The organism is Celeribacter persicus (assembly GCF_003050785.1).
Taxonomy (GTDB): Bacteria; Pseudomonadota; Alphaproteobacteria; order Rhodobacterales; family Rhodobacteraceae; genus Celeribacter; species Celeribacter persicus.
The window spans coordinates 12,187-29,414 of sequence record NZ_QAOH01000027.1 but is presented as its reverse complement, the minus strand read 5'-3'; the positions used below and the strand labels follow the sequence as shown (position 1 = coordinate 29,414).

At 55.8% G+C, this 17,228-nt stretch carries 20 protein-coding genes; 12 read left to right on the top strand and 8 right to left on the bottom strand.

Annotation, left to right across the window (positions count from 1 at the left end; genetic code table 11):
• Positions 1-699, top strand: a 699-nt coding sequence (locus C8N42_RS19070; protein ID WP_107818045.1) for a cation diffusion facilitator family transporter, incomplete at its 5' end; no start/stop codon positions are given.
• The gene (locus C8N42_RS19065) at positions 671-1,033 is read left to right on the top strand and encodes a SpoIIAA family protein (RefSeq protein ID WP_009573604.1); all 363 of its coding nucleotides are present in this window, start codon (positions 671-673) and stop codon (positions 1,031-1,033) included. The genes C8N42_RS19070 and C8N42_RS19065, both read left to right, overlap by 29 nt.
• Positions 1,034-1,303: 270 nt before the next feature.
• Here C8N42_RS19065 and C8N42_RS19060 read toward each other — a convergent pair whose 3' ends face one another.
• The gene (locus C8N42_RS19060) at positions 1,304-2,146 is read right to left on the bottom strand and encodes a hypothetical protein (protein ID WP_096807337.1); all 843 of its coding nucleotides are present in this window, start codon (positions 2,144-2,146) and stop codon (positions 1,304-1,306) included.
• Between the two features lie 236 nt (positions 2,147-2,382).
• On the bottom strand, positions 2,383-3,036 hold the full coding sequence (locus C8N42_RS19055; protein WP_040402907.1) for a hypothetical protein: 654 nt from the start codon (positions 3,034-3,036) through the stop codon (positions 2,383-2,385).
• Between the two features lie 473 nt (positions 3,037-3,509).
• Between C8N42_RS19055 and C8N42_RS19050 the strand changes: the two genes are divergently transcribed.
• Positions 3,510-3,752 carry a type II toxin-antitoxin system ParD family antitoxin gene (locus C8N42_RS19050; RefSeq protein WP_009573607.1) on the top strand — a complete coding sequence of 81 codons (243 nt, stop codon included), beginning with the start codon at positions 3,510-3,512 and terminating at the stop codon, positions 3,750-3,752.
• Positions 3,753-3,757: 5 nt separating this feature from the next.
• Positions 3,758-4,078: a type II toxin-antitoxin system RelE/ParE family toxin gene (locus C8N42_RS19045; RefSeq protein ID WP_009573608.1), complete on the top strand. Its 321-nt coding sequence runs from the start codon at positions 3,758-3,760 to the stop codon at positions 4,076-4,078.
• Positions 4,079-4,286: 208 nt separating this feature from the next.
• Here C8N42_RS19045 and C8N42_RS19040 read toward each other — a convergent pair whose 3' ends face one another.
• The 6 genes from C8N42_RS19040 to C8N42_RS22005 form a co-directional block, all read right to left on the bottom strand.
• The gene (locus C8N42_RS19040; RefSeq protein ID WP_009573609.1) at positions 4,287-5,609 is read right to left on the bottom strand and encodes an APC family permease; all 1,323 of its coding nucleotides are present in this window, start codon (positions 5,607-5,609) and stop codon (positions 4,287-4,289) included.
• Complete coding sequence (locus C8N42_RS19035; protein WP_009573610.1) at positions 5,602-6,294, bottom strand: TVP38/TMEM64 family protein; 693 nt, start codon at positions 6,292-6,294, stop codon at positions 5,602-5,604. The genes C8N42_RS19040 and C8N42_RS19035 overlap by 8 nt, the downstream gene beginning before the upstream one ends.
• Entirely contained in the window at positions 6,291-7,739 is a 1,449-nt protein-coding gene (locus tag C8N42_RS19030) for a multicopper oxidase family protein (protein ID WP_009573611.1), read from the bottom strand. The genes C8N42_RS19035 and C8N42_RS19030 overlap by 4 nt, the downstream gene beginning before the upstream one ends.
• Before the next feature lie 15 nt (positions 7,740-7,754).
• A complete protein-coding gene (locus tag C8N42_RS19025) occupies positions 7,755-8,216 on the bottom strand; it encodes a rhodanese-like domain-containing protein (RefSeq protein ID WP_009573612.1) in 462 nt (153 codons plus the stop codon).
• A gap of 21 nt (positions 8,217-8,237) precedes the next feature.
• The gene (locus C8N42_RS19020) at positions 8,238-8,624 is read right to left on the bottom strand and encodes a DUF302 domain-containing protein (protein ID WP_009573613.1); all 387 of its coding nucleotides are present in this window, start codon (positions 8,622-8,624) and stop codon (positions 8,238-8,240) included.
• An 89-nt stretch (positions 8,625-8,713) separates the two neighbouring features.
• Positions 8,714-9,544 (bottom strand): EF-hand domain-containing protein, encoded by an 831-nt coding sequence (locus C8N42_RS22005; protein ID WP_107718029.1) that lies wholly within the window; start codon positions 9,542-9,544, stop codon positions 8,714-8,716.
• Here C8N42_RS22005 and C8N42_RS19010 point away from each other — a divergent pair.
• The 8 genes from C8N42_RS19010 (at position 9,506) to lgt (ending at position 17,179) form a co-directional block, all read left to right on the top strand.
• The gene (locus tag C8N42_RS19010) at positions 9,506-10,228 is read left to right on the top strand and encodes a response regulator (protein ID WP_009573615.1); all 723 of its coding nucleotides are present in this window, start codon (positions 9,506-9,508) and stop codon (positions 10,226-10,228) included. The genes C8N42_RS22005 and C8N42_RS19010 overlap by 39 nt on opposite strands.
• Complete coding sequence (locus C8N42_RS19005) at positions 10,225-11,610, top strand: ATP-binding protein (RefSeq protein WP_009573616.1); 1,386 nt, start codon at positions 10,225-10,227, stop codon at positions 11,608-11,610. The genes C8N42_RS19010 and C8N42_RS19005 overlap by 4 nt, the downstream gene beginning before the upstream one ends.
• Before the next feature lie 22 nt (positions 11,611-11,632).
• Positions 11,633-11,932, top strand: coding sequence for an SHOCT domain-containing protein (locus C8N42_RS21785; RefSeq protein WP_211309223.1), 300 nt, complete (start codon positions 11,633-11,635; stop codon positions 11,930-11,932).
• A 47-nt stretch (positions 11,933-11,979) separates the two neighbouring features.
• Positions 11,980-13,980 carry a heme lyase CcmF/NrfE family subunit gene (locus C8N42_RS18995; RefSeq protein ID WP_009573618.1) on the top strand — a complete coding sequence of 667 codons (2,001 nt, stop codon included), beginning with the start codon at positions 11,980-11,982 and terminating at the stop codon, positions 13,978-13,980.
• A gap of 3 nt (positions 13,981-13,983) precedes the next feature.
• On the top strand, positions 13,984-14,544 hold the full coding sequence (locus C8N42_RS18990; RefSeq protein ID WP_009573619.1) for a DsbE family thiol:disulfide interchange protein: 561 nt from the start codon (positions 13,984-13,986) through the stop codon (positions 14,542-14,544).
• A gap of 1 nt (position 14,545) precedes the next feature.
• On the top strand, positions 14,546-15,016 hold the full coding sequence (locus C8N42_RS18985) for a cytochrome c-type biogenesis protein (protein WP_009573620.1): 471 nt from the start codon (positions 14,546-14,548) through the stop codon (positions 15,014-15,016).
• On the top strand, positions 15,013-16,176 hold the full coding sequence (ccmI, locus tag C8N42_RS18980) for a c-type cytochrome biogenesis protein CcmI (RefSeq protein WP_009573621.1): 1,164 nt from the start codon (positions 15,013-15,015) through the stop codon (positions 16,174-16,176). The genes C8N42_RS18985 and ccmI overlap by 4 nt, the downstream gene beginning before the upstream one ends.
• A gap of 97 nt (positions 16,177-16,273) precedes the next feature.
• Positions 16,274-17,179, top strand: coding sequence for a prolipoprotein diacylglyceryl transferase (gene lgt / locus C8N42_RS18975; protein ID WP_009573622.1), 906 nt, complete (start codon positions 16,274-16,276; stop codon positions 17,177-17,179).
• The last annotated feature ends 49 nt before the right edge of the window (positions 17,180-17,228 follow it).

The window sequence follows — 17,228 nt, the reverse complement described above, 5'->3', positions numbered from 1 at the left end:
CTGATCAACTACACCACCCTCATCGTGATCGGCTTCTATCTGATCTACGAAGGTGGCATGCGCATGATTGATCCACCCGAAGTCATGGGGTGGACCGTCGTCATTCTCGGTGGAATCGCGCTTGTGGTCGACACGCTGACCGCAATGCTGACCTATTCGATGCAGAAGGGGAGCGTGAACATCCGCGCGCTTTTCCTGCATAACCTGTCGGACGCGCTTGCTTCGGTCGCGGTTATCGTCGCTGGGTCGATGATCATCCTTTACGACATGCGTTTGGTCGATCCTACCATCACCATCGGCATCGCGATCTACATCCTGTATCTGTCTTTCACTGAAATAGGCGGCCCAATCCGAACCCTGATGCTCGGGAGCCCGCCGGACATCGACAACGAGGCCGTCGTCGAAGCGATGCGGAAAGTCGAAGGCGTCGCCGACGTCCACCACGTCCATCTCTGGCAAATGCAAGAGCACGAGGCTGCGCTCGACTGCCATGTCGTCGTGGCAGCCGAAGGGTGGTCGAAGATTGAAGAGATCAAGAGCGCGATCAAGAAGCGGCTGAAGGAAGAATTCGGCATCAGCCATTCCAGCCTCGAATTCGAGCACGAGGATCGCGCTCATCAGAACGCCGATCTCTACTGTCACGGCAACGCAAGTGAAAAGGAGAAGACCAATGTTCAAGGAAACGCTGACCGAGCGTGATGATGTCATCGGGCTCGTCTGCGAAGGCAAGTTGACGGAGACAGAATTCAAGCAAATGCACGCGCTGCTTCATGAGCGTCTTGGAACAACCGATAATCCGGGTCTGGTTCTCGACCTTACAAGTTTCGAGGGCTACGAAGAGCCTTCGGCGATGCTGGAAGATCTGAAGGTCGACACCGCCCACGTGAACGATTTCGGTCGCATAGCGGTTGTCGGAGAACGCAGATGGATGGAATGGGGCGCACGGGTGGTCAACCTACTGACGGGCTCCGAGATGCAGTGGTTCGAATCCAGCGATACCGAGTCCGCAATTGCGTGGGCGCGTGACGGGTAGCCAGCGATTCTGCAAGAAAAGGATTCTGGCCTGGAAATTGACATCACATCAGATGCTTCACGATTAATGGAGGATCGGAACGATCTAAATGTAGTCAGCAACATTTGTCTGCTCGGATGAAAAAATCCGATGAAGTTTGATGTCGACTTTAGGCTGCAAAATAAGTCCCTACGCGCTGAATTCTTCGAAATTTAACATAAACTTCATTATCTGCCGATTTTCTGTACGCGGGGGCAGAGCCTTCCCGGATCCAAAGCTTGGCAGGTGAATCTACCTGGATATCTCCCCTGCCAGCACCGCTCGTCCGTGCACCGCCAACGTCGCTGAAAACCTCTGGCACCCAAACTCGTGGATCACATCGAGTACACGCGCTTCGTAGGCAGTGTATCCGATCAAGCGACACAAGTCGGACGCGTGGAACTGGCGGTTCGAAGTTGGTGCGGCTTGCATCTGTCTCAGCAATTCGCGCTCTTTGGGGTCCGTTATTGGTCTCGCGGGCGGCTTGACCGCGGGACGAGTTGGAGTTCCCGACGAATTTCGCCACCGGCGCATGAAGCCAAGCAGGAAGCCGGCCGGCACCCTGCCGTTGCCTCGGGACCGATTGAAGGCGAGGAAGCGATCCCAGATGACCTGGGTGTCGATGTTCCAGCAGGGCAACGTGGCCTTCGCTGCTTTGATGAGCTCTGCCCAACTGGTCTGAAAAACGTTCGAACTCGCGGTGATGTCGATCAGTCCTGAGAAGATAGTTTTGTTATTATTATCTCTAGATAGTGATGTGTCACCTTCACCTGACACGAGATCATGGGTTTCACTCTCCTCGTCGAAGGCGGAAAACCGAAAGATCCAGGGCGCGAACTTTCCATTCGGCTTTGCCCGCTCGAGCTGCAACTTCGACGTCTCAAGTTCGCTCAATAGAACCGAAAGATATTGTCGTGAAACACCCATCTTCTCCGCCAGGGCCGAGAGGGTGAAGGCTGCCGTTCCGCGCGACAAACCGTTGTAGCCATCCTTCCAGGCGATGGCATCGAGGATGAGGGTAGCAAGCTTGTGCGCAGCAACAGAGAGATTTGTCTGTGTGATCCGTCGCAGGATCAGGCCGGTCGTAGGTTCCATGGTCGAGGTCTCCTTGGAGAACCGACGCCATGTCGTGAGACAACAACATTCTTGCCAGCAAAACAACTTTGCTGGTTGCGGGTGTTTTAGCGGTGCGCTAGGAAACTCTTGTTCACGGAGTTTTCTAGCACGGCGTCAGGCTTCACGGTCTGGCGTCGTCTCCTTTTCGGGGGTTTTGCACAGCCTTCCGTGCGGGGTTGTCAGGACGCGCGCGGTAATACCGCGCGCAGATTTTGTCAGTAGCGAACCTCTTCAGAGCCATAGTTCCCGGCGTGATCACGCCAGTCGACGAAGACGGAACGGTAAAAGTAGCTGCCGCATCCATTCGGGATGCTCAGGCCGGATGCGGCTGGCACCTGGCCCACGGTGGATCTTGTCCATCGGTAGTCGCCCTGCACGCCGTAGGACCCCAATCGCGTCGAGTCGCTGCGATTGCAGTCGCCATCTCGGTTTTCGTGCTGGCGATACTGGATGTGATAGACCCGTATGCTGCGCACGAAATCAAAGGCGTCGCCCGAAATGTCGATGTCAGCTTGCTCATCTGCTTGGACGCGAACAAGGGGTTTCGAAGTCGATTCCTGCGGTTCGGGCGGATCGCGGAACGTGGTGTCATAAAGGCGTTCCATAGGCGACATCGGGCTGGGATCGTTGAACGACACACCCATCGGACACCGCCAGATTTGTAAGGGCGGCTCGATCGGCCATGGTGTGATCCGCCGAATGAAGACCGCTCTGGCATGCGCGCAGGGCGCGGAGGCAGGCCAGCCGCCCGCAAGGCAGAGGAGGATTGCACAGTCCACCTGATAGGCCTGAGCCGGACCTGACGAGGCCATTAGTCCGGATATGGTTAGTGCCGTGGCTGTTGCCACGCTGTGGATCACGTGCTTCATGATGCCGACTCCATCTATAATGGTGCAGCGATACGAAACAACATTAATGATAGCAAGGAGATTTGATTGATGGTTGCTTGCGACTGTTCGCTTGTGTCGCTTGACCGCTTCCAAGATCTGACGCCGGTTCTGGCTGCTTCTGCGTCTTGAAAGTGGCCAAAATTGCGGACCCCTTTCATGTTAGCTGCTAAACAAACGTCTGTTACAAAGGGGAAATTGGGTGTTCCAATGTGGCCGCGAAAGTGGTCACGGAAGGACAGATCGAATGAGCCCTCCAAACCGCGTGGCGCAGCGCTCCTGGCCTCGGGAAGGGCTGTATCGGGAAACTGCCCGGCCCGGCTCTCCGCATGGAATCCGGGAGCAGAAGGGCGGGAGCAGCCAGCGAGCCGATTTGGGGCCCAAGTTGGGATCGAGCATGAGCTTGAATATCTATGTCAGTATCTGATACGATTGAGCATGGATAGGAGAGTCTGATGCCAAACGTCCACCTGACCGAACCGATGCAGAAATATGTGCAGGCGCAGATCGAGTCCGGCGCCTACGCCAATCTGAGCGAAGTCGTGCGCGCCGGCGTAAGGATGCTGATGGAGAAGGATGGCGCCCGGCAGTTCTATGCCCTCAAGGCCGACCTAGAGGAAGCAGCCTCCCTGGCCGAAAATGGGGATTTCGCCGAGTTCGATGCTCATGCCTTCGAACCGGATGCATTTGATCGCTGACCCATATGATTATTCGACTTTCCGGTCGGGCCAGGGCCGACCTTGAAGAGATCCGTGCCTACACCGTCGAAACTTGGGGTAGGGACCAATGGCTCGTCTATTACCGCCAGTTGGTCAACGCCTTCGAGCAGATCACCGGGGATCCCGACCGGGGTCGGGACAGGAGTCTCTTCGTTCCGGGGTTGCGGTCCGTCAACTGCCAACGTCACGTGATCTTCTACAAGCGGCTAGATGCGGCGGATGGGGCGGCAGTCATCCTGCGCATCGTGCATCAGCGCCGCAACATGCCCGCGCTCGTCTACTACGAGGATCTCGACGGCGGTTAAGCCCTTGCGTTTCCTCATTTCAATGGCTCGACCAGTCTTCCATAGTCTTCACTGACCTCGTGAAACGCGCGTTGGCGCCCGCCATCGAGGCAACGAAAGTAGTCCTACACATCGGCAAAGTGGGTCTCAAAATCGCTCAAACCCGACCAATTTGAATGTTGGAAGCGCTAAGAATTACTGCTTCGATACCTGGTCATCACGCGAGCACTCAATGCCCATTGTGATCATGTTGATGTGGCTCGGTTTTTGTGCGCTGAAGAAACCAATGCTCAAAGATCAATACACAAGCCATGATCGCGAATGCGACCACTACAATCATTGGATCGCTCTGCCACTTTAGTGAAGCGAATACGGCAAGCACGATCGCGTCGAGACCGATTGCAGTCAACATGATCCATCCATGCGCAGAAAGCTCGGCCCTAAGGTTTCGGTACACTCCCCAGTGAATAACCATATCCATTACAAGGTAAAAGAAGGCCCCCATCGACGCTATTCGGCTAACGTCGAAGAGAATGGTCAGCAGGCTCGCAATCACTACTGTGTAGATCAGTGTATGGTCGCGGACTCCGCCTGACATCCCAAAATGACTGTGCGGGATCAATTTCATCTCTGTCAGCATTGCCAACATACGAGATACCGCAAAGATGCTGGCAATCACGCCTGATGCAGTTGCGATCAAAGCGAGCGCGACGGTCAGATAGAAGCCCGTTTCCCCAAGGGACGGTGCTGCCGCTTCCGCGAGCGCATAGTCTTTTGCTTCGACGATCTTGCCAAGCGGCAAGCTGCTTCCCACCGCAAATGCTACCAAGAGATACACCACTACGCAGACCGCCAATGAAATGATGATCGCGCGTCCGATGTTGCGGTGTGGGTCCACTATCTCGGCGCCGCTGTTGGTGATTGTCGTGAACCCTTTGAATGCCAGAATTGCCAACGCTGTGGCACCAACAAATCCGCTGAGACCCTGTGAAGCTGTTCCATCTCCTGTTGTGCCAAAAGTAAACCCGCCGGCCCAAAGCGCAGAGATCCCAAACAGAGTGATACCGCCAACCTTCAGTACCGCGAGCAACTGGGAAATCCAGCCTACAGAGCGGTTGCCCGAGATGTTGACGACATAGGCTGCGATAATGAGAGCAACGCCTATTGCCGGAACCAGTAAGCCATCTGGTGCAATGCCCAGTCCACGGAGCAAATAGTTTGCGAAGGTCCGTGCGACTAGGCTTTCGTTAATGACCATTGACAGAGCCATAAGCAAAGCCGCTGCAGCGGCTACGGCGGTTGGTCCATAGGCCTTTTGCAGGATCATTCCAATTCCGCCAGCTGACGGGTAGGCATTGGACATTCTTATGTAAGTGTAAGCGCTGAAGGCTGTAACGATGGCTCCAACGATGAACACAAGTGGAAAGGTAGGGCCGGCCAGTTCCGCAATTTGGCCTGTGAGTGCCAGAATTCCGGCGCCAATCATGACACCAGTCCCCATGGCGACGGCATCCCAAAGAGAAATGCTGCCCGCTTTATAGTCGCTATTCATCGTCGATCTGCTTTCTATTTTTGAGGGTCAAAAAGACAAAAGGCAGTGCTGTCACAACCCCAAGTCCTATCGTGATCCATTCAGCCGTTCCCCAATCCCCTGACATGGCCACAGCTCCAAAATGGGCAAGAACAAAACTCGCCGGCAAAATCCCGGCAAAAGTTGCCAGCATGAAGCGCCATAGATGAAGTTGGCTCAAGCCCGCAACATAGCTGATTGCATCGAAAGAAACGAATGGAAGCAGGCGGGACGCAAACACTGATAACATCAGAGCCTTTTGCGACCCCAACAGCCCGAACTCTGAATACTTACCCAAAAAACGCCGAACTGTGCTTCGACCGAGTTTTCGCGCGAAGACAAATGCGATTGTAGCACCGAGCTCCGAGCCTATGGCTACGTAGGCGGCTCCGAGATAGTGACCAAATGCAGCCCCGGCGGCAAGTGCGATTGGTGCGCTCGGTATGGGGCTTGCGACAATCGCGAGGGCCATGAGTGCAATAACCGCGAGGGGGCCAACGGCTCCGGCATTTTCAATATGGCGCTGCACTTCAGCCTGTGAAAAGGCGACCCCAAGATTGCTCAGAGAAACCGTGCCCGAAAAAAAACCGAAAGCTGCAAGAGACAGAACTGTTGCTATCGCCAAACAACCAATCAGGCGACCATATCCCCATGCTTGCACGATCATGTGACCGTGAACTGCGCCATCATTCCTCCATCTTCGTGTTCAAGGATGTGACAGTGATACATGAAGGGATTGGCGCGATCTGCCGTCTGCTCAAAGCTGACCAGGATATCGACTCGGCCATTTACGAGCACGGTATCCTTCCAGCCAGAATTTTGTATGCTTGGTTTCTTTCCGTTTTCGGCGAGCACCTGAAACCTCACGCCATGAACATGAAACGGGTGCATCATCATGTTTGAGGAGACTTGCCAAATCTCGGTCGCCCCCTTCGAAAGAGACAAGTCTATCCTCCCCATGTCGAAGGACTGCCCATTGATCGCAAACCGATCATTCGACCTACGCATCATCATGCCCATCCCCATTGGCATATCGAGTGTGATCTGACGTGTATTGACTGATCGGGCCTCACCGTCAGGCAGGACGCCGCCCAAGTCGGCGGGTATTTCCAGAATGCGGGCAGGAAGTCTCGCATCCACACCAAAGGGTACAACTACGAAGCTCCCCCCAGCAGTGCTCGCGCCGCCCATCATCCCACCCATCATCTGATTGGGATTTGCAGAGGATACCAGCGTGCCAGCCTCTCCTCCCGAAAAATCGACGAGGACTTCGTATCGTTCGCCGGGAGCGATCACGAGGGACTCAATGGCGACAGGTTGATTGAGATAGCCACTGTCCGTCGCGATGAGGTGCATCTCGCGACGGTCAGAAAACGATAGGGGATAAATCCTCGCGTTCGAGCCGTTGAGCAAGCGCAAACGGACAATACCGCGAGGGACGACAGCCTGGGTGCCTAGCTGACCGTTAACAAGAATGACATTGCCCATGAAACCCATCATCTGATCTGGCATAGACAGGCCATAATCGATGCGGCCCTGCCGGTCGAACCGGCGGTCTTGCAGAACCAAGGTCAAATCATCGACGCCGTATGAGATCGGGAGACCCCGAGCATCGTCCCGACCGTCATCAACGTGGATCACACCGGCCAATCCCCTTTGAACTTGTCGTCCGGTGTCACCATGAACGTGCGAGTGGTACCAAAGAGTAGCGGGTGGTTGTGTCAGATCCAGTTCGGGAAACCAAGTCGTGCCCGGTTCAATGGTCTGGTGTGGGCCGCCGTCAACTTCGCCGGGTATCAGCATACCGTGCCAGTGCACCGAGATTTTCTCTGACAGCGTATTGTCGATCTGTGCTTGCGTCGAAGCTCCTGCGGGAAGACGTAGCGTAGGCCCCAAAAAGGATTGGTTGAACCCCCAGGTCTCACCGCCGCCCAGTCCTGTAAAATCGGTCTTGCCCTTTTGGGCAGTCAGACGGAAATGCCGATCGCGGGTTGCGTCGAGCAATGGTGGCATAGCCAACGCCCTGACACTCCCCTGTGCGATGGCCGCCAGCGGACCTGTGGCGAACGGCAGGCCAGCCAAGCCGGCGATGAAGGCTCTACGATTTGTCATGGTATAGCTTGTGTCTCACGCTAGCTCACTTGGGAGGGCGGCCAGTGCGGCTTCTCTTGTTACTGTCGGCAGACCTTGCTCGATCCAGCCGGATCTCCCCGGGGCGCCAAGCATCCCGCCTACGGCGTCAACAAAGCCGGCAGCTTTCGCTTCACGCAACTTGCTCATTACGAGACCTGAGCGATGGCCGGTCCGACAAATCAGGGCGACCGGGCGTCCCGCAGCAAGATCGCGGGCGTCGAAGAGGCGCTCCCCGAACCGCGGATGGGTCATGTCGATTGGCCACGCCCCCTCCGCGACGCCGGTATCTTGCCATTCCTCGGGTCTGCGGATGTCCACAAGCCTTGCCAAATCGCTTTTCAGCGCATCATGGAGAGTATCGAGCGCCCATACGTCATGGTTGTCAGCCCAAGCTGGCGAATAGGCAAGCAAGGTGCTCGATGCGAACAGGCCAAAAGTTTGACGGCGGCTCAGCATGGTCTGCCTCCTCAGTTTAGTTTATGCATTATCAACCGCAGATCGCAGCATATCGCGCACCTGCGCGGCGACTTCGTGCAGCTTCTCATTCTCGACAGCGGCCATCGAAGCCACTGGATCAACAGCGCTGATTTCAGTGCCGTTTTCGACCGTCCGCAAGATCACATTGCAAGGCAGCATCGATCCTATACGGGGCTCCAGCCCAATGGCCTCCCATGCCATATGAGGGTTGCACGCACCCAGAATGCGGTATCCATCCATGTCGCGGTCAATCTTTTTCTTCATTGTTGCCTGTACGTCGATTTCGGTCAGTACACCAAATCCCTTTTCTTTCAGGGCTTCGCGCAGGCGCATCTCCGCATCATCAATCGCCGTATTGGGCAGATGTCTGTTGTAGGTATAACTCATTTTGAGCCCTCTCGATCTTGTTCAGGCAAACCCAAAGCACCGAACCGTTGACGGGCTTACCTGAATGGGGAATTTCTGAACGACGGGGTTCAGTTGTCTTCGTCCGTCATCATTCCGGGATTTGCGGCCATACCCTGTGCCATGTTGTCGGCAGGGGCGACCATTTCGCCTTGAGAAATCTGGCCGTCGCCATCAGCATCAAGCATCTGGAAACGATCGACCATGGTCTCGCGCATCGCCTTGGCGTGAAGCGACGCGAATTCGTCAATCGAGAGCGTGCCATTACCGTCGGCGTCATAGTCCGACAGCATCGACTGAAGGCCCTCATGCGCCTCTTCGGGAGACACCGCGCCGTTTCCATCCATATCGAACATTGACATCATGTTGCCCCCCATCATCGGGAACATACCTTGACCGGTTGTGCTTGGTCCCATCATGCTGCCGTTTCCGCTCATCATGCCCGAATGCATTTGCATCATCATGCGCATCATGCCGTGCATCATCTGAAGATGCTCGGCCATCTGACTGGGATCCATCATGCCGCCACCCATCATCATTCCGGGCCCGCCCGTCCCTGCCATCGGTTGAGCAAGTACATTGGGAGAGACGCTTTCAGCGCCCGCAGCTTGGTGATGGCTGTCATCGGCGAGCGCAGCACCTGCTGTGAGAACGGCAACCAGAAGACCGGTAGAAACTTTTGTTGAGTAGGACATTTTGAAGCCTTTCCTTCTTTTGACCTCATACAACTTGGCATCAAACATTTGAATGTAAGGACGTACACCCGTGGATTTGTATCCGTCTGTCGCAATGGACAGGGGCTGATACAATTGGCGACAAAAAGGAACCTGACCGTCTGATTTCCAATGCTTTAGAAGGGCCCCATGCAACACGCGCCACATATTCTCGTCGTGGATGACCATGAACAGATCCGGAAAAGTGTAACCCGCTATCTGGAAAAGAATGGCATGCGAGCAACCGCTGCCAAGGATGCGGCGGAGATGGACGCGAAGCTGGCTGTCGGAAGCTTCGACCTACTGGTCCTGGATATCATGATGCCTGGCGAGGATGGCCTTTCCGTTTGCCAACGTCTGTCAAGCGAAGGGCGACTGCCGATCATCATGTTAACCGCGCTCGGTGAAGATGCGGACCGTATTGTCGGTTTGGAGATCGGTGCGGACGATTATCTTCCCAAGCCGTTTAATCCACGCGAACTCCTTGCGAGGATCAAAGCCGTCCTGCGAAGAAGCGAGCACAAAGAGGCCTTCACCGGATCTCTGAGCGGCCGCAAAGTCCGCTTTGCACACCTTACCTTGGATGTAGACCGGCAGGTGCTTCTCGACGACGCGGGACAAGAGACCGCTCTTACGGTCGCAGAATTCAAACTGCTGACGGTCCTTCTGGAGCGCCCTCGGATGGTGTTGAGCCGCGATCAGTTGCTAGATCTTTCTCAGGGCATTTCCGCTGGTCCGTTGGACAGGAAAATTGACAACCAGATTTCGCGCCTTCGGCGAAAGCTCGAGCCCGACATTCTCCGTCCACGTATTATCAAGACGATCAGAAGCGGCGGCTACTGCCTGTCGGTCGACGTCGAGGTGTCCGAATGATCTGGCGGCTCCTACGATCTCTCCGGGTCCAACTCGTTCTTCTCATCATTATCGCGTTGGGGATCGCACAGTTTGTCAGCCTGTGGCTCTTCGCCGATGAACGAAGCCTCGCCATACGGGCTGCTCTTGGGTTTGAGGCAGCTGGACGAGCGGCAAATGTTGCGCGCTTGATTGAAGAGGCACCCGCTGACCTGCGCCCATCAATTATCCGCGCGGCGAACTCGCCCCTTGTTCGCTTTGACCTCGGGACGAAGCCGCTTGTGCAACATAGCGACCATTCGGATGGCGGGTTGGTTGAAACCCGCGTCCGCGCACTCCTGAACGACAGCTACAGTCGCGACATTCGTGTGGAGCTTCACCAGATCCAAGGCGCGATCCTGCCGCTACCGAACCTTTCGCACGAAATGACCGAGATGCACTTGGCCATGATGCGAGGTGAACTGTCCGCAATCGAGATGAACCTTTCAATTTCGATCGCCGGCGGCCAGTGGTTGAACGTAAGTACGCGCTTTGAGCGTCCGCCGATCCAGTGGCCGCTTTATTCCATGCTGACATTTGGTCTGACGGCAATGGCCCTGTTGGTCGCAGTGAGCTGGTTTGTCATGACCGGACTGCTGGGCCCTCTGCGGCGATTGGCCTGGGCGTCGGAACGATTGGGGCGTGGAGAAGACATAGACGCGTTGCCAGAACGGGGACCCCAGGAGGTTCGGGAGCTGACCGCTGGTTTCAACCGTATGCAGGACAGGCTGACACGGTTCGTTGCCGACAGAACGAGGGTTCTGGCGGCCCTTGGACATGATCTTCGATCTCCGCTCACCGCAATGAGAGTACATTCAGAAATGGTAGAGGAAGACGAAACCCGAGAGAGTCTCGTCGCAACCGTCGAAGAAATGCAGTCGATGGTGGAAGCAACCCTTACCTTCGCGAAAGGTCTCTCAGGGAACGAACCAATGCAGGATGTTGACCTGCAATCGTTCCTAGAAGCTCTGCGGGGGGATATGGTCGTACCGTTTGTGCTCTCTGACGGCCCCGAAGTCACGGTTCGATTGCGCCCCAATGCCATTCGACGCGCATTGCGAAACGTGATCGAGAACGCGGTGCGCTACGGCGGGTCCGCAACCCTGGGCTGGATATCAGCCGAGGGGGAAATAGAAATTTCCGTCACTGACAGAGGGCCGGGGATTCCAACCGCAGAATTGGAACGCATATTTGACCCATTCTTCAGGCTTGAAGAAAGCCGATCTCTGGAAACCGGCGGGCATGGGCTGGGCCTGTCGATCGCAAGGTCCATTCTTCGTGCGCAGGGTGGGGAGATCAGTCTGGCGAACCACCCGGACGGGGGGCTTATCGCGACAATTCGATTGCCAGTTGCTGAAACATGAAATGACAGAAAAGGAAACCGACATGCTTAGACTTACCAACACAACCGCAGCATTCACACTGTTAGCGACGACCGCCATGGCGGACCCCGGCGGAGATTATTACGGCCACATGTGGGGCGGTGGATTTGGAATGCTGGGAGGGCTGATGATGATCGTGTTCTGGGGCGTGATTATTGCGCTGATATTCTTCGCCGTTCGCTGGTTCAGCGAAAAGGGCCGTGCCTCCGGGTCGAGCGCGCATGACATTCTCAGGGATCGCTTCGCGCGCGGTGAGATTGATGAAGACGAGTATCGCAAGCGCAAAGCCGCTCTAGACGACTGAGAAAGTGATCACCAGTCGACCCCACTGCTAAAGATCGTGAGGCTCCTATGACCCCGGAACTCGGCCATTTTGTGCTGGCCCTCGCATTGGCGTTGGCCCTCGTCCAATCGACTATTCCTCTTTTCGGCGCGGCCCGGGGCAATCTTCTCTGGATGCGTTCGGCCCGGTCGACTGCTTTTGGGCAGGTCGTCTTCGTCGGACTTGCCTTTGCAGCCTTGATGCGCGCTTTTGTTGTCTCTGATTTCACTGTTTTGAACGTTGCGAACAATTCGCATTCGCTGAAACCAATGATCTTCAAAGTCGCGGCGACTTGGGGAAGTCATGAAGGATCGTTGCTTCTCTGGGTCTTCATTCTGACCATCTTCGGTGCTGCGGTTGCTGCTTTCGGCTCAAACCTACCGGAAACACTTCGAGCGCGAACTTTGGCAATGCAGGCATGGATCAGCGTCGGGTTCCTGTCCTTCCTTCTCTTCACATCCAATCCGTTCGAGCGCGTCTTTCCTCCGCCGCTTGATGGCGCTGACCTCAATCCTCTGCTCCAGGATATCGGCCTCGCGATGCACCCGCCTCTGCTGTATTTTGGATATGTCGGTTTCTCGATCGTCTTTTCGTTTGCAGCCGCAGCCTTGATCGAGGGACGGATCGACACAGCCTGGGCAAGATGGGTTCGACCCTGGACACTGGCCGCGTGGATCAGCCTGACTGCGGGGATAGCTCTGGGATCGTGGTGGGCATATTACGAACTGGGTTGGGGTGGATGGTGGTTCTGGGACCCGGTTGAAAATGTCAGTTTTATGCCCTGGCTTCTCGGGACAGCACTTCTCCATTCGGCGATTGTCACTGAAAAGCGTGACGCGTTCAAAAGCTGGACAATCCTACTCGCGATCTTGACGTTTTCGCTGTCACTCCTCGGCACATTTGTGGTTCGGTCTGGCTTGCTGACCTCTGTGCATGCTTTTGCCGTGGATCCGGAGCGAGGCCTATACATTCTTGGCCTGCTTGCGATTTCAATTGGTGGCTCACTTGCACTCTATGCGTGGCGGGCGCCAATGATGGAAGGTGGCGGGTTGTTTAAGCCGATTAGTCGAGAGGCAGGGTTGTTGCTAAACAACCTGATCCTGGCTACAGCGACTGGCACGGTTCTGTTCGGTACGCTTTATCCGCTGTTTCTCGAAGCCGTTTCTGGTGACAAGATTTCCGTCGGTCCGCCGTTCTTCAATGGCGCGTTCGTACCAATGATGCTCCCCTTGGTTTTTGTCATGGGTCTGGGGCCGTTTTTGTCCTGGAAACGAGCCGATCTCGTCGGAGTGCTTCAACGTGTCCGCTTCGTGGTGGTGCTGGCGGTGCTGGCAACGCTCGCAATTTGGTATTTCGCCAAAGGCGGGCCCGTGTTGGCATATCTTTCGATCCTCATCGCGCTTTGGTTGTTTTTTGCTTCCTTACGTGAATGGGCGCTGCGGGTTCGTTTGTTCGAGGTTCCGCTCCAGGAAAGCATCCGGCGTGCCCGCAATTTGCCCCGCGCGGCGCATGGAATGACGCTCGCTCATGCGGGAGTTGCGGTCTTGATGATCGGCATGATTGGCTCTTCGGTTTGGAAATCTGAAGAGATCGCATTTGTAGAGCCCGGCACGAGTGTCAACATTGCGGGATTTGATGTCACATTTGAAGGTGTGCAGCGCGTTCGTGGCCCGAACTATATTGCGGATCAGGGAACCCTGCGCGTCGAAAGGGGCGGCTCTTTCGTGACGGCTCTCAAACCTGAACGGCGCAGCTATCCGGTCGCACAAAGTACGACAACAGAATCGGCGATACGGTCAACCCTGGCGGGAGACCTATACGCTTCGATCACGGAACCCTCTCTGGACAAAGCCGAAGAGAGCGGTGCCTGGACTCTGCGTATTCTCTATGAGCCATTCGTCGGCTTGCTTTGGTTGGGTGCGGCCATGCTTGTCATAGGCGGCAGTCTGTCCTTGTCCGATCGCCGCTTCCGGGTCGGGGCACCCCAAAGCTCCAAGGCACGATCCACGAAACCGGTCGCAGCGGAGTGAGCAATGAAACGAGCTGTAGCGATTATTCCCTTGGTACTGGCAGTGATTGTCGGCGGATTTTTCTTGTGGGGCCTGAATCCCAATCGTGACCCAAGCGAGATTCCTTCGGTTCTCATTTCTCAGCCAGCTCCCTCGTTCATTCTCGGGCCGGTGCCGGGTCTTGATGTACAGGGACTGTCTCGGGAAAACCTGCTCGGAAACCCAACGCCAGTCGTCGTTAATGTGTTCGCTTCCTGGTGCGTTCCCTGTCGTGCCGAACACGCGGTTCTGAGCGCTTTGGTTGAGCGCGATGGCGTGCGTTTGTTCGGGATCAACTACAAGGATCAACCGGTAGACGCGGTCAATTGGCTTCAAAATCTCGGGAACCCGTACGAACGTATTGGCTTGGATCTGTCAGGTCGTGCCGGGATCGAGTGGGGGATTTCGGGTGTGCCCGAGACATTCATTGTCGGAGGCGATGGAACGGTGCTCTACCGATACGTCGGCCCGATCGTCGGTGAAGAGGCTGTATCAACCTTTCGCCAGGCTCTCCGACAAGCGGGTGTGTTAGAGGAGAGGAGCTGACATGCGTCGTTTTTTCCTTGTGTTGGCACTCATCATGCCAATGTCTGCGCAGGCTGTTGAGCCCGACGAAATCCTCTCCGATCCAATCCTCGAGGCTCGGGCACGGGAGGTTTCCAGGCAGCTTCGCTGCGTAGTTTGCCAAAATCAGGATATTGACAGCTCGAACGCCGGCGTTGCGCGCGACCTACGACTTTTGGTCCGGGAACGGTTGGTTGCGGGTGACACGAACGAAGATGCAATTGCTTTCATCCAAGCGAGATACGGCGATTACGTTCTACTGAAGCCTCCGTTTAAACCCGAGACCTACGCTCTCTGGTTTACCCCCCCACTCCTTGGGCTCTTGGCTCTGGGGATCGGTGGCGGCATCCTGATGGGCTCTCGAAAAAGAAAAAAAATCGCAGACCTGAGCGATGACGAGGAGGCCGAGGTCGCACGCATTTTCACTTCATCCAGCGAAGGGGACCACCGATGATATGGATTGCAATGGCAGTCCTCGCCTTGACTGCCTCAGGTATTGTTGCGGCTTCGGCGTGGAAGCCTGCCTTGGTGCAAGGTCCGGCCGAAGACAGGACTCTCGCAGTTTTGAAGGACCAGTTGTCTGAAGTCGATCGGGATGCTGAACGCGGCCTGCTTTCTGTCGCAGAGGCGCATGCGGCGCGACAGGAAATCAAGCGGCGGGTTCTCTCCGTGGGGAGAGTAAAAAACACCGGGGAATCCAACGGCGGCGGCAGGGTCATACTCATGGCTGCTGCGGTCTTTGTGCCGCTGTTCGCGGCGGGGTATTACAGTTTTGCTGGAGCGCCAAACCTATCCAGCATCGCTTTCGAGGATCGCCAGGCAGAGGTCGCGCAAAATCGTGAAATCGAAGCGTTGGCGCAGAAGCTATTGCAGCGGTTGCAGGCGGATTCAGAAGGCGGAGCCTTGGAGGGCTGGATGCTCCTTGGACAGACCTTCATGAAATTGGGCCGCGCTTCGGATGCCGCATCGGCCTACGAGCGTGCAACACAATCCATGAATGCCGATTCTGCTGTGTTTTCGATCTATGCGGAAGCTCTCATCGTTTCCGAACAGGGGATCGTGACACCCCAAGCGAAGCGGGCCATTGCAAGAGCACTTGAGCTCGATCCGACCAATCCTGCTGGAACTTTTTACGATGCTGTCGGGCTTGCGCAAGCGGGTGCGAATGAGCAGGCCTACAATCGTCTTCTCACGCGATTGGACGAAGTGGATGGGTTCGCACCCTGGATGGAAACATTTGTCGCGGAAGCAAACCGGATAGGTGCGGCACTGGGCCGAGCGCCTATCAGTTTGTCGGATTATGCTCCAGTAATGTCAGGCAATTCGCCCGGCCCCACTGCTGCAGATGTCGAAGCGGCCAGCCAGATGGATGATGTCGATCGAGATGCATTTATCCGATCCATGGTGGAACGTTTGGCAACACGCCTTGAGGCTGAACCAGACGATATCGATGGATGGATGCGTCTTGGCAGGGCCTACAGGGTGCTCGGCGAAACTGACCTCGCCTTGAACGCGTACAGTCGAGCCAAAGAGCTATTGGTGCCCGTTTCCTCCGAAGACCCGCGCCAAAGTGTCATTTTGCAGTCCTTGGAAGAACTCCAGTCGGGCCAATAGCCCGCGGAAGCTTCACTCGCGATGAACAAACCATGAGAGAGCACGAACGGCGTATGTGCACGATCCGACCTCACCCGAATGACTAGAAAGAATGTCCATGCCTTTGTCCGCACTTCCGTTCCCAAATATCGGGCCGGATATATTTTCGGTTGAGATCGGCACGTTTACGTTGACTCTCCGCTGGTATGCGTTGGCCTATATCATCGGCCTTCTCGTCGGCTGGAGAATTTGTGTTGCCACGGTCAAACGCGCCGCTCTGTGGCCTGCATCGGGCGCCCCGCTAACACCGCGCCAAATTGAGGATCTTTTGACCTGGATTATCATCGGGGTGATCGTTGGCGGGCGGTTAGGGTTCGTGATGTTCTATCAGCGCGGGTTCTATCTTGCCAATCCGTTAGAAATTCTGAAGGTCTGGCAAGGGGGAATGTCATTTCATGGTGGGTTTGCTGGCGTAACCATTGCCGCGCTTGTTTATGGCATCCGTCAGCGTATGCCGCTCCTGAGCATGGCTGACCTTCTCGCTCTGGCAACGCCTCCGGGCTTGTTCTTGGGCCGGATCGCAAATTTCATAAACAATGAACTATGGGGCCGCCCATCGGACATGCCCTGGGCCGTCATATTTCCCGGTGACGCAGCGCAATCATGCCCGGGAATAACCGACATTTGCGCACGGCATCCTTCGCAACTGTACGAAGCCCTTTTGGAAGGCCTGTTGCTTGGCTTCGCTCTCCTATTCCTTGCGTGGCGGCGCGGATGGCTTAGGACACCAGGGGCAATTTGCGGGCTCTTCCTGGCCGGATATGGTTTTGCGAGAAGTTTTGTAGAGTTGTTTCGCCAGCCCGACGCTCAATTCGCAGACGTGAACAATCCGATTGGGTATGTTGTGCAGTTTGGTGACTGGGGGCTTACGATGGGGCAATTCCTTTCCTTGCCGATGTTAGCCGCGGGATTTGGATTACTTTGGCTGGCGCAGAAGCGGTCCGCCATAGGATCGGCATCTTAGGGCGCAAATGAAACTTTCGACGCATTGCCTTATTCTACTGCGATATCCC

Bases quoted from the DNA above. Each gene is read 5' to 3' on its own strand.
- C8N42_RS19020 (WP_009573613.1), bottom strand. From the start codon at position 8,624: ATGAGTTATACCTACAACAGACATCTGCCCAATACGGCGATTGATGAT.
- C8N42_RS21785 (WP_211309223.1), top strand. From the start codon at position 11,633: ATGCTTAGACTTACCAACACAACCGCAGCATTCACACTGTTAGCGACG.
- C8N42_RS19040 (WP_009573609.1), bottom strand. From the start codon at position 5,609: ATGAATAGCGACTATAAAGCGGGCAGCATTTCTCTTTGGGATGCCGTC.
- C8N42_RS19055 (WP_040402907.1), bottom strand. From the start codon at position 3,036: ATGAAGCACGTGATCCACAGCGTGGCAACAGCCACGGCACTAACCATA.
- C8N42_RS18990 (WP_009573619.1), top strand. From the start codon at position 13,984: ATGAAACGAGCTGTAGCGATTATTCCCTTGGTACTGGCAGTGATTGTC.
- C8N42_RS19025 (WP_009573612.1), bottom strand. From the start codon at position 8,216: ATGCTGAGCCGCCGTCAAACTTTTGGCCTGTTCGCATCGAGCACCTTG.
- C8N42_RS19050 (WP_009573607.1), top strand. From the start codon at position 3,510: ATGCCAAACGTCCACCTGACCGAACCGATGCAGAAATATGTGCAGGCG.
- C8N42_RS19045 (WP_009573608.1), top strand. From the start codon at position 3,758: ATGATTATTCGACTTTCCGGTCGGGCCAGGGCCGACCTTGAAGAGATC.
- C8N42_RS18995 (WP_009573618.1), top strand. From the start codon at position 11,980: ATGACCCCGGAACTCGGCCATTTTGTGCTGGCCCTCGCATTGGCGTTG.
- C8N42_RS19065 (WP_009573604.1), top strand. From the start codon at position 671: ATGTTCAAGGAAACGCTGACCGAGCGTGATGATGTCATCGGGCTCGTC.
- C8N42_RS18985 (WP_009573620.1), top strand. From the start codon at position 14,546: ATGCGTCGTTTTTTCCTTGTGTTGGCACTCATCATGCCAATGTCTGCG.
- ccmI (WP_009573621.1), top strand. From the start codon at position 15,013: ATGATATGGATTGCAATGGCAGTCCTCGCCTTGACTGCCTCAGGTATT.
- C8N42_RS19010 (WP_009573615.1), top strand. From the start codon at position 9,506: ATGCAACACGCGCCACATATTCTCGTCGTGGATGACCATGAACAGATC.
- C8N42_RS19060 (WP_096807337.1), bottom strand. From the start codon at position 2,146: ATGGAACCTACGACCGGCCTGATCCTGCGACGGATCACACAGACAAAT.
- C8N42_RS19035 (WP_009573610.1), bottom strand. From the start codon at position 6,294: ATGATCGTGCAAGCATGGGGATATGGTCGCCTGATTGGTTGTTTGGCG.
- C8N42_RS22005 (WP_107718029.1), bottom strand. From the start codon at position 9,544: ATGGTCATCCACGACGAGAATATGTGGCGCGTGTTGCATGGGGCCCTT.
- C8N42_RS19005 (WP_009573616.1), top strand. From the start codon at position 10,225: ATGATCTGGCGGCTCCTACGATCTCTCCGGGTCCAACTCGTTCTTCTC.
- lgt (WP_009573622.1), top strand. From the start codon at position 16,274: ATGCCTTTGTCCGCACTTCCGTTCCCAAATATCGGGCCGGATATATTT.
- C8N42_RS19030 (WP_009573611.1), bottom strand. From the start codon at position 7,739: ATGACAAATCGTAGAGCCTTCATCGCCGGCTTGGCTGGCCTGCCGTTC.